Annotated in this window: 1 protein-coding gene; it reads left to right on the top strand. The window is 77.6% G+C overall.

Annotation, left to right across the window (positions count from 1 at the left end; all coding sequences use genetic code 11):
• The first annotated feature begins 61 nt into the window (after positions 1-61).
• Entirely contained in the window at positions 62-16,990 is a 16,929-nt protein-coding gene (locus OG896_RS04315) for a type I polyketide synthase (protein ID WP_443056928.1), read from the top strand.
• The last annotated feature ends 5 nt before the right edge of the window (positions 16,991-16,995 follow it).

Here is a 16,995-nt window from a genome sequence, read left to right as displayed (position 1 = left end):
GAATAGGGGTGGGGACGGCAATGGTCGGCGCAGTACGCTCAAGCGCGTTTTGGGTCCCACCGTGCTCATGAATACGGCCGCATTGCACATATTGGTTGAGGGGAAACGAATGGCGTTCGCCCGCGCGCTGGAGGGGCTGCCCGCGACGGAGCAGACCAGAATGCTGCTCGACGTGGTGTCCGAGCAGATGCTGACGGTGCTGCGGCGGTCCGACGCCGAGGCGCCGGCCACCGTGGCGGCGCAGCGCCCGTTCCGCGAGCAGGGCCTGGACTCGCTCGGCCTGGTCGCACTCCATCTGCTGGTCAACACGGCCACCGGTCTCTCCCTGCCGCCGACCGCCGTCTTCGACCATCCGACGCCGGACGCCCTCGCCGCGCACCTGCGCCGCGAACTCCTCGGGCTCGGCGACGACCCGGCCGCCGCCACGAGCCCGTCGGCCGCGGCCCGTTCGGCCGCGACCGGGCCGGTCACGTCGGGGCCGGAGGAGGCCGTCGCCATCGTCGGCATCGGCTGCCGCTTCCCGGGCGGGGTGCGCTCCCCGGAGGACCTGTGGCGGCTGGTGGACGACGGCCGGCACGTGCTGACCCCGTTCCCCGAGGACCGCGGCTGGGACCTGGCGGCCCTGTACGACCCGGACCCCGACGCTCCCGGCACCACCTACGTCCGGCACGGCGGATTCCTCGCCGACGCCGCCCACTTCGACGCGGAGTTCTTCGGGATCGGGCCGCGCGAGGCGTCGGCGATGGACCCGCAGCAGCGGCTGGTGCTCCAGACCGCGTGGGAGGCGCTGGAGCACGCCGGCATCGACGCGCTGGGACTGCGCGGCGACGACTGCGGCGTCTTCGTCGCGGCCGAACCGCAGGAGTACGGCACGCGGCTGCACGAAGCGCCCGACGGGCTCGACGGATACCTGCTGACCGGCAACTCGCCCAGCGTCGTGTCCGGCCGGGTCGCGTACGCGCTCGGCCTGCAAGGGCCCACCCTCACCGTCGACACCGCCTGCTCCGGCTCCCTGGTCGCCCTCCACCTCGCACTGTCCGCCCTGCAACGCGGCGAGTGCTCGATGGCGCTGAGCGGCGGGGTGGCCGTCATGGGCAGCCCCGGCGTCTTCACCGCCTTCAGCCGGCAGCGCGGCCTGGCGCCCGACGGCGTGTGCAAGCCCTTCGCCGCCGCGGCCGACGGCACCGCCTGGGCCGAGGGCGTCGGCATCCTGGTGCTGGAGCGGCTTTCCGACGCCGTCCGCCTCGGCCACCCCGTGCGTGCCGTGATCCGCGGCTCGGCCGTCAACCAGGACGGCGCGAGCAACGGCCTGACCGCCCCCAACGGCCTGGCGCAGCAGCGCGTCATCCGGCAGGCGCTGGCCGCCGCCGGGCTCGACGCCGGCCAGGTCGACGCCGTGGAGGCGCACGGCACCGGCACCACGCTCGGCGACCCCATCGAGGCGCACGCGCTGCTGGCCGCCTACGGCCGCGACCGCGCTGCCGACCGCCCGGCGTGGCTCGGCTCGATCAAGTCCAACTTCGGCCACACCCAGGCGGCCGCGGGCACCGCCGGCGTCATCAAGATGGTGATGGCCATGCGGCACGGGCGGCTGCCCGCCACCCTGCACGTGGACCGGCCCAGCCCGCACGTCGACTGGTCCGCCGGAGGCGTCCGCCTGCTCACCGAGGCCCGGCCGTGGGACACCGGCGACGCCCCGCGCCGGGCCGCGGTCTCCGCGTTCGGCGTCAGCGGCACCAACGCCCACGTCATCCTCGAGCAGCCGCCCGCCGGGACCCTCGGCACGCGGGAGGAACGGCCCAGCGCCCCCGGGCAGACCGGCTCCGACAGCGCCCGCGCGGACGCGCCGCTCGTACCGGCCACCGAGGCGCGGCCGCCACTGCCGGTGGTGCTGTCCGCCAAGAGCACGCCGGCCCTGCGGGAGCACGCCGGCCGGCTGCTGGAGCACCTCGCGCGGCAACCCGCGGACACCCTCGCCGACATCGGGCTCTCCCTCGCCGCCGGCCGCGCCGCGCTCTCCCACCGGTCGGTCGTCGTCGCCGAGGACCGCGACGCCCTGGCCGACGCCCTGCGGGCGCTCGCCGCCGGCGAGGACGCCCCCGGCACGGTGCGCGCGCAGCCGCAACACGGACGGCTCGCCTTCCTGTTCACCGGACAGGGCAGCCAGCGGCCGGCCATGGGCCGCACGCTCTACGAGGAGTACCCGGTCTTCGCCGACGCGCTGGCCGACGCCATCGGCCACCTCGACCTCCAGCTCGAACACTCGCTGTGGGACGTCCTGTTCGCCGCGCCGGACTCCCCGCACGCCGCGCTCCTCGACCACACCTCCTACGCCCAGGCGGCCCTGTTCGCCGTCGAGGTGGCGCTCTTCCGGCTGCTGGAGTCCTGGGGGATGCGCCCGGACTACCTGGCCGGGCACTCCGTCGGCGAACTGGCCGCCGCCCACGTAGCGGGCGTGCTGTCGCTGGAGGACGCCGCCACCCTGGTGGCCGCGCGCGGCCGGCTGATGGGCGCGCTGCCCGCGGGCGGCGCGATGGCCGCGGTGGAGGCCACCGAGGAGGAGGCGCTGCGGCTGGTCGCCGAACTGCCCGGCGCCGCCGACCGGGTGGGCCTGGCCGCCGTCAACGGCCCTCGGGCGGTGGTGCTTTCCGGCGAGGAGGACACCGTCGAGGCCCTCGTGCGGCAACTCGCCGACCAGGGCCGGCGCACCCGGCGGCTGCGGGTCAGCCACGCCTTCCACTCGCCGCTCATGGAGCCCGTGCTCGCGGAGTTCCGGCGCGTCGCCGGCGTCCTGTCCTACCACCCGCCGGCCACGCCCGTCGTCTCCGCGGTCCACGGCCGCCTGGCCACCGCCGAGGAGCTGTGCGACCCGGAGTACTGGGTCGAGCACGTCCGGCGCACGGTCCGCTTCGACGACGTGCTCGGCTCCCTCGACGGCGCCGGGGTGCGCACCTGCCTCGAACTCGGCCCGGACGGCGTGCTGTCGGCGATGGCACGGGACCGCGCGGCGGACGCCGACGACGACGCCGCCGACGATGGCAGCGACGGCGACGGTGGCGCGCCGGTCTTCGCGCCGGTGCTGCGCCGTGACCGCGACGAGGCGCGCGAGGTGCTGTCGGCGGTCGCGCTGGCCCACACCCGCGGCGTCCCGGTGGACTGGGCCGCCTGCTACGCCGGGCGCGACGCGCGGCGGGTGGACCTGCCGACCTACCCGTTCCAGACCCGCCCGTACTGGCTGACCGATGCCGCCCGGCACGGCACCGACGCCTCGGGCCTGGGCCAGATCCCCGCCGGGCACCCGCTGCTCGGCGCGGTGCTGCGGCTGGCCGGCGGCACGGGCACCGTACTGACCGGACGGGTGTCCCCGCACTCGCACCCCTGGCTCGCCGACCACGTGATCGGCGGTGTCCGCCTCGTCCCCGGCACGGCCTTCGTGGAGCTCGCGGTCCGGGCCGGCGACGAGGCCGGCTGCGGGACGGTCGAGGAACTGACGCTGCACAGCCCGCTGGTGCTGCCCGACAGCGGCGCCGCCGCGTTGCAGGTCGTGGTCGGCGAACCCGACGCGGCCGGCCGCCGCGCGGTCGCGGTCCACTCGCGCCCGGAGCAGGCCCCGCCGGACGCCCCATGGGTCCGGCACGCCGAAGGCGTCCTGGCCCCCCAGTCGTCGGCGACCGACTCCTCGGCACCCGACTCCGCGGCGCTCAGCTCCCGTACGCCCGCCGCAGCAACGGCCGCCGGAACACCCGCCGCGGCGCCATGGCCCCCCGAGGGCGCGCGACCGCTCGACGTGAGCGGCCTCTACGACGACCTGGCCGACCACGGGTACGCCTACGGGCCCGCGTTCCAGGCGGTGCGCGCCGCCTGGCAGCACGGCGCGGAGATCCTCGCCGAGGTCGTACTCCCCGAAGCCGCGGGCGACGCGGCGGTGTTCGGGCTGCACCCGGCCCTGCTCGACGCGGCCCTGCACACCGCCGACCTGCTCGCGCCGGAGGAGGAGAAGGCGCGGCTCCGGCTGCCGTTCGCCTGGTCCGGCGTGACGCTGCACGCCGCCGGCGCGTCCTTCCTGCGGGTGCGGATCACGCCCGCCGGCACCGACACGCTGTCGCTGCGGCTCTCCGACGCGCAGGGGCGGCCCGTCGCCACCGTCGAGGGCTTCGCCCAACGGGCCGTCGACTCGGCGCAGTTGGCCGGGGCGGGCGCCGACGTGCCGCTGCGCGTCGAGTGGACCGCCGTCCCCGCCGGCCCGTCGCGGGCGACCGCCGGGTGGGTGTGCGCCGGGCCCGACCCGCTCGGGCTGGTAGCCGCGCTCGGCGCGCGACCCGCCGACGGCCCGGACGGGCTGTCCGGCGAGGCGGCTGGCGAGGCGGCCGGGGCGGTGTCCGGGGCGGTGGTGTTCGCGGCCCCCGCGACGCCGCAGGGTCCGGTCCCGAAGGCCGTACGGGCGGTCACCTCCTGGGCGCTGGAGCGGATCGGCCCGTGGCTGGCGGCCGATCACCCCGCCGCGTCCCGCCTGGTGGTGGTCACCCGCGGCGCGACCGCCGCCGTTCCGGGGGAGGAGGCCGACCTCGCCCAGGCGTCGCTGTGGGGGCTGCTGCGCTCCGCGCAGGCCGAACACCCCGGCCGGATCGTGCTGCTCGACCTCGGCGAGGACACCGGGCCCGAGGCCATACCCGGCGCCGTCGCCACCGGCGAACCCGAACTCGCCCTGCGCGGCGACCTCCTGCTGGCGCCGCGGCTCGCCGCCGGGCCGCGGCCCGACCCGGACGCGCCCTCGCCCTGGCCGGCCGACGGCACCGTGCTCATCACCGGCGGCACCGGCGGGCTCGGCGCGCTGGCCGCCCGCAGCCTGGTCACCGAGCACGGCGTGCGCCACCTGCTGCTCGCCGGCCGCCGCGGCGAACAGGCCCCCGGCGCAGAGGAGTTGCGCGAGGAACTGACCGCGGCCGGCGCGACCGTCACGATCCGCGCCTGTGACGTGGGCGACCGGCGGGCCCTCGCCGACCTGCTGGCCGCCATCCCGGCGGACCGTCCGCTCAGGGCCGTGCTGCACACCGCGGGCGTCATCGACGACGGCCTGTTCGCCGCCATGACCCCCGAGCGCGTGGACACCGTGCTGCGCCCCAAAGCGGACGCGGCCTGGCACCTGCACGAACTCACCCGTGACCTCGACCTGTCCGCCTTCGTGCTCTACTCCTCGGCGGCCGGTTTCCTCGACGGCGCCGGACAGGCCAACTACGCGGCCGCCAACGTCTTCCTCGACGCCCTGGCCGCCCACCGCCGGGCAGCCGGCCTGCCCGCCACCGCCATCGCCTGGGGCCTGTGGCCCGGCGACGCCGGCATGGGCGCCGCGCTGGACGCCGCCGCCCTGCGGCGCATCGCCCGGCTCGGCGTCGAACCCCTGACGGTGGCGGAGAACCTGGCCCGGCTCGACACCGCGGTCCGCACCGGCGAGCCGTACGCCGTGCCGCTGCGGGTGAACTCCCGCGCGCTGCGCGAGCGGCCGGACGGCGTGCCGCACGTGCTGCGCGGCCTGGTACGGGCACCGGCCCGGCGCAGCGCGGCGGGCGAGGGCGGGCCGGGCGAGGGCGGCGCGGTCGCCGCCGAGCGGTCACTGGCCCGCCAGATCGCCGCCCTGCCCGAGGCCGACCGGGTCGCCGCCCTGCTGGACCTGGTGCGCGCCCAGGCGGCCGACGTCCTGGGGCACAGCGGGCCGCAGGACATCGACGCCAAGCGGGCCTTCAACGAGATCGGCTTCGACTCGCTGGCCGCGGTCGAACTGCGCAACCGGCTCAACGCGGCGACCGGGCTGCGGCTGACCGCCACGCTCGTCTTCGACCACCCGACACCGCGGGCCGTGGCCGAGCACATGGTGGCCAAGCTCTTCGACGGCGCCGCCACCGCGGCCACCGTCCTTCCCGGCGCCCCCGCCGACCCCGAAGAGCCGATCGCCATCATCGCCATGAGCTGCCGCTACCCCGGCGGCGTCCGCTCCCCTGAGGAGCTGTGGCGGCTGGTGGCCGACGGCGCCGACGCCGTGTCGTCCTTCCCCGACGACCGCGGCTGGGACGTCGAGGCGCTCTACGACCCCGAGCCGGGCAAGCCCGGCAGGACCTCCACCCGCGAGGGCGGGTTCCTCTACGACGCCGCCGACTTCGACCCGGACTTCTTCGGCGTCAGCCCGCGCGAGGCGCAGGCGATGGACCCGCAGCAGCGGCTGCTGCTGGAGCTGTCCTGGGAGGTCTTCGAGCGGGCCGGCATCGACCCGCACGCCGCGCACGGCACGCCGACCGGGGTCTTCGCCGGCGTCATGTACCACGACTGGGCGGCCCGGATGGGCGACGTGCCCGAGGACGTCGCCGGGTACCTGGGCAACGGCGGCCTGGCGAGCGTCGTCTCCGGCCGGGTCGCCTACACCCTCGGCCTGGAGGGCCCCGCGGTGACCGTGGACACCGCCTGCTCCTCCTCGCTCGTGGCGCTGCACTGGGCGGCCCAGGCACTCCACCAGGGCGAGTGCACCCTCGCCCTGGCCGGCGGGGTCACCGTGATGTCGACACCGGACACCTTCGTCGACATGAACCGGCAGCGCGGCCTGGCGCCCGACGGCCGCTGCAAGTCCTTCGCCGCCGCGGCCGACGGCACCGGGTGGGGCGAGGGCGCCGGCCTGCTCCTGCTGGAACGGCTGTCGGACGCGCGGGCCAACGGGCACCGGGTGCTGGCAGTCGTCCGTGGCTCGGCGGTCAACCAGGACGGCGCGAGCAACGGCCTGACCGCCCCCAACGGCCCCTCGCAGCAGCGCGTCATCCACCAGGCGCTCGCCAAGGCCGGACTGTCGCCGGCCGACATCGACGCCGTGGAGGCGCACGGCACCGGCACCACCCTCGGCGACCCGATCGAGGCCCAGGCGCTGATCGCCACCTACGGCGAGCGGCGTCCCGAGGACGGCACGCCGCTGCTGGTCGGCTCGGTGAAGTCCAACCTCGGCCACACGCAGGCCGCCGCGGGCGTGGCCGGCGTCATCAAGACGGTGATGGCGATGCGCCACGCCGAACTGCCCAGGACCCTGCACGTCGACGCGCCCTCGCCGCAGGTCGACTGGTCGGCCGGCACCGTGGAGCTGCTCACCGAGCCCCGCCCGTGGCCGGAACACCGCCGGCCCCGCCGGGCCGGCGTCTCCTCCTTCGGCATCAGCGGCACCAACGCGCACGTGATCCTCGAACACGTCCCGGCGGCCGAGGACGTGGCCGCGGCCGTCGCGGCTCCCGACGGCGATGGCGACACGGACGGCACCTCCCGTGCCGCGGGCGGCGCGCTTCCCTGGCTGCTGTCCGGCCACACCCCGCAGGCGCTGCGGGCGCAGGCCGCCCACCTGCTCTCCTGGCTCGACGCGAACACCGGGCCGGGCGAGGACCCGACCCCGGGCGAGACTCCGGACACGAACGCGGGCGAGGTCCCGGACCCGACCACGGGCGAGGTCCCGACCACCGGGGCCGACGACCTGCTCGGCCCGATCGCCCGCACCCTGGCCACCGGCCGCGCCGCCCTGGAACACCGCGCCGCGGTCGTCGGCGCGGACCGCGCGCAGATCGTCAGCGGCCTGCGCGCCGTGGCCGACGGCGCCACGGCGCCGCACACGGCCACCGCCACACCCGTCACCGGCAAGGTCGCCTTCCTGTTCACCGGCCAGGGCGCCCAACACGCGGGCATGGGACGGGAGTTGTACGAACGCCACCCCGTCTTCGCCGCAGCCTTCGACGAGATCGCCGCCGCCCTCGACGAGCACCTGGAACGCCCGCTGGCGGAGGTCCTCCGGGACACCGACGCCACCGACCTGAACACGACCGCGTACGCCCAACCCGCCCTGTTCGCCGTCGAGGTGGCCCTCTTCCGGCTGCTGGAGTCCTGGGGGGTGCGGCCGGACTACCTCGCCGGGCACTCCGTCGGCGAGCTGGCCGCCGCCTACGTCGCCGGCGTGTGGACGCCGGCCGACGCCGCCCGGCTGGTCGCGGCGCGCGGCCGGCTGATGCAGGCCCTGCCGGTCGGCGGGGTGATGGTCGCCGTACAGGCCGGCGAGCGGGACGTGCGCCCGCTGCTCACGCCGGGCGTGGGGCTCGCCGCGGTGAACGCGCCGGCCTCGGTGGTGCTCTCCGGCGTCGAGCAGGAGGTCGCGGCCATCACCGCCCGCCTGGCCGCCGACGGCCGCAGGATCACCGGGCTGCACGTCAGCCACGCCTTCCACTCGCCGCTGATGGAACCGGTGGTGGCGGAGTTCGCCCGGATCGCCGGCAGCCTGGCGTACGCCCCCGCCGCGGTGCCGATCGTCTCCACCGTGACCGGCGCCCCCACCGACGACCTCGCCACGCCCGGGTACTGGGTGCGCCACGTCCGCGAGACCGTACGGTTCGCCGACGCGGTGCGCCACCTGCGGTCCCGAGGGGTGACGACGTTCGTCGAGATCGGCCCGGACGCGGTGCTCAGCGTCCTCGGCCCGCAGAACACCGGCGACGACCCCGACACCGACTTCGTGCCGCTCCTGCACCGCGGCCGTCCCGAGGCCGCCGAACTGGCCCTCGGAGTCGGCCGCCTCCACTCCCGCGGCACGACGGTCGACTGGCACGCCTTCTTCGCCGGGGTCCGGGACCGCCCGCTCGACCTGCCCACCTACGCCTTCCAGCGGCGCCGCTTCTGGCTGGACGCCGGCCGGCCCGCCGGCGACGTGTCGTCGGCCGGGCTCGGCACGGTGGACCACCCGCTGCTGGGCGCGGTGCTCACCGCCCCCGACGGGGACGGCGCGGTGCTCACCGGCCGGCTGTCGACCGCCACGCACCCCTGGCTGGCCGACCACGGAGTGCTGGGCGGTTGCCTGCTGCCGGGCACCGCCTTCGTGGAGATGGCGGTCCGCGCCGGCGACGAGTTCGGCTGCGGCCGCGTCGAGGAACTGACGCTGCACGCCCCGCTGCTCCTGCCGGAAAGCGGCGGCGTCGCGGTCCAGGTGGTCGTCGGCGCCCGCCAGGACTCCGGCGGCCGGACGGTGCGGGTCCACGCCCGCCCCGAAGGCCCGGACGGTGACGCGCCGTGGGTGCTGCACGCCGAGGGGACCGTCGTACCGGCGCTGCCCGCCCCGGCCCCCGAGGCCGGGCCGTGGCCGCCCGCCGGAGCCGTGCCGGTGGACGTCGCCGGCCTCTACGAACGCCTCGTGGACCGCGGTTACGCCTACGGCCCGGCCTTCCAGGGGCTCAAGGCCGCCTGGCGCGCGGACGACACGTGGTACGCCGAGGTGGAACCGCCCCAGGACGCGCTGGCCGACGCCGCCCGCTTCGGCCTCCACCCGGCGCTGCTGGACGCCGCCTCGCACGTGGACTTCCTTCCCCGCGACGGCGAGGCGGACGGCGACGGCACCCTCATGCCGTTCTCCTGGCGCGGCGTCACCCTGCACGCCTCGGGTGCCCGCGCGCTGAGGGTGCGGCTGCGCCCGGCCGGCGGCGCGGACGCCACGGCCCTGGACCTCGCGGACGCCGCCGGGCAGCCGGTCGCCACGGTCGAGTCCCTGGTGGCCCGGCCGGTCACCGCGGACCGGCTCGGCGCCCGCGGCACGGACGCGCCGGACCCCGTGCTGCGCGTGGAGTGGACACCGCTCACGGTCGCGGCGGGCCCGACCGCCCCCCGCGTCGCGCTCCTCGGCGACGCGCCGTTCGCCGCCACGGCCGAGCGGTACGCCGACATCGCGGCGCTGCTGGCCGCACTCGACGCGGGGGCGCCCGCGCCGGACCTCGCCGTGCTGCCGACGCAAGCGTCGATACCGGTGCCGGCCGGCCCCGGGCCGGTGGCGGTGACCGAGGCACTGCGGGCGACCTGCGGGACCGCGCTGGACGCGGTGAACGCCTGGCTCGCCGACGACCGGCTCACCTCGACACGGCTGGCGGTGACGACCTCTGCGGCGGTGACCATAGGCGCGGGCGACGCCCCCGGCGACCTCGTCCAGGCCCCGGTGTGGGGCCTGGTGCGGGCCGCGCAGGCCGAACACCCGGGCCGGTTCGTCCTGGTGGACACCGACGGCACGGCGGCCTCGGACCGGGCGCTCGCCGCCGCGGCCGTCTCGGGCGAGCCCGAGACGGCGCTGCGCGACGGCGCCGTCCACGTGCCGCGGCTCGCCCGGGCCGCGGCCGGCGCGGGCGACGAGACCCCCGGCGTGGTCCTCGACCCGCGGGGGACCGTCCTGGTCACCGGCGGCACCGGCGGGCTCGGCGCCCTCGTCGCCCGGCACCTGGTCGCCGAACACGGCGTGCGCCACCTGCTGCTGGCCGGCCGGCGTGGCGCCGCCGCCCCCGGAGCCACCGCGCTGCACGAGGAACTGGCCGGGCTGGGCGCGCACGTCACCGTCGCCGCGTGCGACGTGTCGGACCGCCGGGCCCTGGCCGGTCTGCTCGCCGCCGTCCCCGCCGAGCACCCGCTGACCGCCGTGGTGCACGCCGCCGGGGTGCTCGACGACGGCCTGGTCGGCACGCTGACGCCCGCGCGCCTCGACCGGGTGCTCGCCGCGAAGGCCGACGCCGCCTGGCACCTGCACGAGCTGACCCGGGACACCCCGCTGCGCGCGTTCGTCCTGTTCTCCTCCGCCGCCGGCACCCTCGGCGCCGCCGGCCAGGCCAACTACGCCGCCGCCAACGTCTTCCTGGACGCGCTCGCCCGGCAGCGCGCCGCCGCGGGACTGCCCGCCGTGTCGATGGCGTGGGGCCTGTGGGCCCACGCGGCCGGGATGGGCGGGCGGCTGGCCGAGGCCGAGGTCCGGCGGATGCGCAGGGAGGGCTTCCCGCCGCTCGCCGACACCGACGGCCTCGACCTCTTCGACCGGGCCCTGCGGGCCGGCGAGCCGGCCCCGCTGCTGGTGCGCCTGGACCTGCCCGCGCTGCGGGCCCGCGCCGCGGCGCCCACCGGTTCCGTACCGCACCTGCTGCGCGGCCTGGTCCGGGGACCGGCGAGGCGCGCCGCCGGCGACGCCCCGGCGGGCGCCGCGGGGCCCACCGACCGGATCGCCGCCATGCCGCCCGAGGCCCGCGCCCGCTTCGTGCTCGGCCTGGTGCGCGCCGAGGTCGCCGACGTGCTCGGGCACGACTCCGCGGCGGCGGTCGAACCGTCCCGGGCCTTCACCGAGTTGGGCTTCGACTCGCTGGCCGCGGTCGAACTGCGCAACCGCCTCGGCACGCGCACCGGGCTCGCCCTGCCCGCCACCCTCGTCTTCGACCACCCCAACGTGCGGGCCCTCGCGGACCACCTGCTCGCCCGGCTGACCGGCACCGGCACCGACGCCGAACCCGTGGCCGCGGACACCGCGGACCGGCCCGGCGACGAGCCGATCGCGATCGTCTCGATGGCCTGCCGCTTCCCCGGCGGCGTGGAGACCCCGGAGGACCTGTGGCGGCTGGTCGCCGACGGCGTGGACGCGATCGGCGACTTCCCGTCCGACCGCGGCTGGGACACCGACGCGATCTACGACCCCGAACCCGGGCTGCCCGGGAAGACCTACGTGCGGCGCGGCGGCTTCCTGCGCGACGCGACCGGGTTCGACCCCGAACTCTTCGGCATCATGCCCCGCGAGGCCGTCGCGATGGACCCGCAGCAGCGCCTGCTGCTGCACGGCGCGTGGGAGGCGTTCGAACGGGCCGGCATCGACCCGTCGTCCGTCCGCGGCAGCCGCACCGGGGTCTACGTCGGCGTGATGTACCACGAGTACGCCAGCCGGCTGCGCGACGTGCCCGACGACCTCTTCCCGTACCTGGGCAACGGCAGCGCCGGCAGCGTCGCCTCCGGCCGGATCGCCTACGCGCTCGGCCTGGAGGGGCCGGCGGTCACCGTCGACACGGCGTGCTCCTCCTCCCTCGTCGCCCTGCACACCGCCTGCCAGGCGCTGCGCCAGGGCGAGGTGGGCATGGCGCTGGTCGGCGGGGTCACCGTGCTGCCCACGCCGGAGGTCTTCGTGGAGTTCAGCCGCCAGCGCGGGCTCGCCGCCGACGGCCGCTGCAAGCCCTTCGCCGCCGCCGCCGACGGCACCGCGTGGTCCGAGGGCCTCGGCCTGCTGCTGGTCGAGCGCCTCTCCGACGCGCGGCGCCACGGCCACCCCGTCCTGGCCGTGATCCGCGGCTCCGCCGTCAACCAGGACGGCGCGAGCAACGGCCTGACCGCGCCGAGCGGACCGTCGCAGCAGCGGGTGATCCGGCAGGCGCTGGCCGCGTCCGGTGTGGCCGCCGCCGACGTGGACCTGATCGAGGGGCACGGCACCGGCACCCGGCTGGGCGACCCGATCGAGGCGCAGGCCCTGCTGGCCACCTACGGCAAGGAGCGCGCCGCGGACCGCCCGGCGTGGCTCGGCTCCGTCAAGTCCAACATCGGGCACGCCCAGGCCGCCGCCGGCGTCAGCGGCGTCATCAAGTCGGTGATGGCGCTGCGGCACCGCCTGATGCCCAGGACCCTGCACGTCGACCGGTCCACCCCGCAGGTGGACTGGGCCGGCGGCGTCGAGCTGCTGACCGAGGCCCGCGCGTGGCCCGGGACGGACCACCCGCGCCGCGCCGCCGTCTCCTCCTTCGGGCTGAGCGGCACCAACGCGCACGTCATCCTCGAAGAGGCCGCCGCCACCGACACGGCCGCCGTCATCGCACCGGAGGACCCGGCCGACCGGGACGTCCCGCCGCCCGGCGAGGGCTCCGCGCGGCCGTGGACCGCGCCGGTCCCGCTGCTGCTGTCCGCCCGGACCGCCGACGCCCTGCCGGGCCAGGCCCGCCGCCTCGCCGCGCACCTCGCGGACCCCGCCGCCCCCTCGCTGCTGGACGCGGGCTTCTCCCTTGCCACGTCGAGGGCCGCGCTGGACCACCGGCTGCTGCTGCCCGCCACCGACCCGGACGCGGCGCTGCGCGCGCTGGCCGCCGTCGCCGCGGGCGAGGCGCCGGCCGAGGCGATCACCGGCGCGGTGCGGACCGCGGGCGCCACCGCCTTCGTCTTCACCGGCCAGGGCGCCCAGCACCTCGGCATGGGCCGCCGCGCCCACCAGGCGTTCCCCGTGTTCGCGGCGGCGCTCGACGCGGTCTGCGCGGAACTGGACCGGCACCTGGACCGGCCGCTGCGCGAGGTCATGTGGGGCGACGACGAGGAGGCGCTGAACGCGACCGGCCACGCCCAGCCCGCGCTGTTCGCCGTCGAGGTGGCGCTGTCCCGGCTGTGGGAGTCGTGGGGGGTGCGCCCGGACTTCCTGGCCGGCCACTCCGTCGGCGAACTGGCCGCCGCCCACGTCGCCGGGGTGCTGTCCCTCGCCGACGCGGCGACGCTGGTCGCCGCCCGCGGACGGCTCATGCAGGCGCTGCCGCCCGGCGGGGCGATGGCCGCGATCCAGGCCACCGAGGAGGAGGTGGCGGCGGTCCTGTCCGGGCCGGCCGGCATCGCCGCCGTCAACGACCCGGCGTCGGTGGTCGTGTCCGGGCCGGAGCAGGCGGTCGCCGACGTCGTCGGCCACTTCGCGGCCGCCGGGCGCAGGACGAGCCGCCTGCGCGTCAGCCACGCCTTCCACTCGCCGCTGATGGAGCCCATGCTGGCCGAGTTCGGCGCCGTCGCCGCCGGCCTGACCTATGCCGCCCCGGCCGTCCCGGTCGTCTCGAACGTGACCGGGGAACTCGCCACCTCCCTGGACACCCCCGCGTACTGGGTGCGCCATGTACGGGAGGCGGTGCGCTTCGCCGACGGGGTGCGCTGCCTGCGCGCGCAGGGCGTGGACCGGTACCTCGAACTGGGCCCGCGCGGGGTGCTGTCGGCGATGGCCGCGGCCACCCTCGCGGACGGCGCGGACACCGATACCCGTACCGGCACCGACCCGGAGCCGGTCGTCGTGGCGGCGCTGCGCAAGGACACCGACGAGGCGCACAGTCTCGTCGCCGCGCTCGCCCGGCTGCACGCGGCCGGCACCCCCGTCGACTGGCGCTCCTTCTACGCCGGTTCCGGCGCCCGCCGGGTCGACCTGCCCACGTACGCCTTCCACTCCCGGCGGTTCTGGCTCGACGCCGGGTCGGCGGTCGACGGGCCCCCGGCGACCGGCGGCCCGGCGACCGCCGACCCGGCACGGCTCGGGCAGGCCGCCGGCGGGCATCCGCTGCTCAGCGCGGTGCTGGAGACGCCGGAGGACGGGGGAGCGGTCCTCACCGGCCGGGTCTCGCTCGCCTCGCACGCCTGGCTCGCCGACCACGACGTGCTGGGCACGCCCCTGATGCCGGGCACCGCCTTCGTGGAGATGGCGTTGCGGGCCGGGCGCGCGGTGGGCTGCGCGACGCTGGACGAACTCGTCGTCGAGCGGCTGCTCCCGCTGCCGGCGAGCGGCGGCGTGGCCGTACAGGTCGCGGTCGGCGCGGCCGAGGAGGACGGCGCGCGCCGGCTGACGGTCCACTCCCTCGCCGAGAGCGCCGCCCCGGGCAGCGGCTGGACCCGGCACGCCCAGGGACGGCTGTCGGCACGCGACGCGGCGGCCGGCGATCCGGACCTCGCGGTGTGGCCGCCGGTCGGCGCCCAACCGGTCGACATCGCCCGCCTCTACCCCGCGCTGGCCGAACGCGGCTACCGCTACGGGCCGATGTTCCGCTGCCTGCGCGCGGTGTGGCGGCAGGACAAGGAGGTCTACGCCGAGGTCGCGCTGCCGGCCGAAGCCGCCGCGGACGCCGCCGGGTTCGGCCTGCACCCGGCGCTGCTGGACGCCGCGCTGGGCGCCACGGACTTCCTCGCCGGACGCACCCCGTGGGACACCGCCGGCTCCCCGCTGCCCTTCGCCTGGAGCGGGGTCGGCCTTCGGGCGCACGGCACGGACCGGCTGCGGGTCCGCCTGACCTGGCTCTCCTCGGACGAGGCGGCCGGCTCGGAGTCGGTCGCGCTGCGGCTGGCCGACGGCGCCGGCCGGCCAGTGGCCACGGTGGAGTCGCTGGCCGTCCGCGCGGTGACCGCGGAGCAGGTCGCCGCCGCCTCGGGCGTGGCCGAACCCGGCCCGGCCGACCAGGTCTTCCGGCCCGGCTGGGCGGAGACGGAGCCGGCCGCCGGGTCCGAGCCGTCCGGCCGCTGGGCGGTGCTCGGCGGCGACGGGACGTGGACGGACGCGCTCGGCGCGGCGGTGACCTCGTACGCCGACGTGTCCGCGCTGGCCGCCGCCGTAACGGCGGGTGCGCCGCTGCCCCGGGCCGTGGTCGCGCCGTGTGCCGCGTCCGCCGGCGACACCCCGCAGGCGGTGCGGGAGGCGGCCGAAGGCACCCTGACCCTCCTTCAGGAGTGGTTCGGGCACGCGGTCCTGGCCGACGCGGTCCTGGTGGTCGCCACCCGGCACGCGGCCGCGTTCGACGGCGGCGCCGTCGATCCGGCGCAGGCGTCGCTGGGCGGCCTGGTGCGCGCCGCGCAGGCGGAGCACCCCGGCCGGGTCGTCCTCGCCGACCTCGACGGCTCGCACCGGGCGGTTCGGGCACTGGTCGGGGCCGTCGCCGGCGGCGAACCGGAGGTGGCGGTGCGCGGCAGCCGGGTGTTCGTGCCACGGCTGGAGCCGGTGCCGGCGCCCCCGACGGGAGCCGGGTCGCCGTGGGACGAGGACGGGACCGTGCTGGTCACCGGCGCGACCGGCGGCCTGGGGCCGCTCTTCGCCCGGCACCTGGTCGCCGAACACGGCGTGCGGCACCTGCTGCTGACCAGCCGGCGCGGGCCCGACGCCCCCGGCGCGGACGCCCTGCGCGCCGAACTGGCCGCGCTGGGAGCCGACGTGACGGTGACCGCGTGCGACGCCGCCGACCGCGACGCGCTCGCGGCGCTGCTGGCGGCGGTGCCCGCCGACCACCCGCTGACGGCCGTGGTCCACGCGGCCGGCGTCCTGGACGACGCCCTGCTCGGCTCGATGACGCCGCGGAAGCTTGCGGCCGTGCTGCGGCCGAAGGTCGACGCGGCCTGGAACCTGCACGAGCTGACCCGCGACCTGCCCCTGTCGGCGTTCGTGCTGTTCTCCTCCGCGGCCGGCTTCCTGGACTCCGCGGGCCAGGGCAACTACGCCGTCGGCAACCTCTTCCTCGACGCGCTGGCCCGGCGCCGCAGGGCCGCACGGCTCCCGGCGACGTCCCTGGTGTGGAACCTGTGGGAGTCCGACGGCGGCGGCATGGCGGCCCGCACGGACGAGTCCGTCGGCCGCCGCCTGCTGCGGATGGGCATGCCGCCGATCCGCCCCGCCGAGGGCCTGGCCCTGTTCGACGCGGCGATGCGGCTGGCCGAACCGGTGCTGGTGCCCCTGCCGGTGGCCCGGGCCGGCAGCGGCCTCTCACCCGACGACGTGCCCCGCGCGCTGCGTGCCGTCCTTCCCGCGCCGGCCCGTGCGCTGCCGTCCGCGGACGGCGTCCGGTCCGCCGCGGCATCGCCGGCGGCGGGCGAACCGGCCGCCGAGGGGCCCTCGCTGCCGGAGCGGCTGGCCGGCGCCACCGACGCGGAGCGGCAGCGCCACCTGCTGGACCTGGTCCGCGAGCACGTCGCCGTGGTGCGGCACGACGAGCCCGCCGCGGTCGAACCCGGCAAGGGCTTCACCGAGATGGGCCTGGACTCGCTCGCCGCGATCGAACTGCGCAACCGGCTCGCCACCGCGACCGGCCTGCGGCTGCCGGCCACCTTGATGTTCGACTACCCGACACCGACGGAGCTGGCCGAGTTCCTGCTCGCCGAACTCCTCCCCGACATCCCGCAGGCCCCGGCCGAGTCCGCCCTCGACGACGAGGCGGTCCGTACGGCCCTGCTCGCCATCCCGGTGGGACGGCTGCGCGCGTCCGGGCTGCTGGAGCGGCTGCTCACCCTCACCGGGCCGCCGCAGCCGGGGGCCGCGGCCGAGGCCGCGCCGGGAGACGGCGCCGGCGCCGCGCCGGACGCCGACGCCCTCAAGACCATGGCGGTCGACGACCTGGTCCGCACCGCACTCGCCGCAGCCGAGTCGAACCGAGCCGGAGGCTGACCCAG

It is taken from the genome of Streptomyces sp. NBC_00669 (assembly GCF_036226785.1).
Lineage (GTDB): Bacteria > Actinomycetota > Actinomycetes > Streptomycetales > Streptomycetaceae > Actinacidiphila.
The sequence above is the reverse complement of the archived record's forward strand: the minus strand, read 5'-3'. Positions and strand labels throughout refer to the sequence as shown.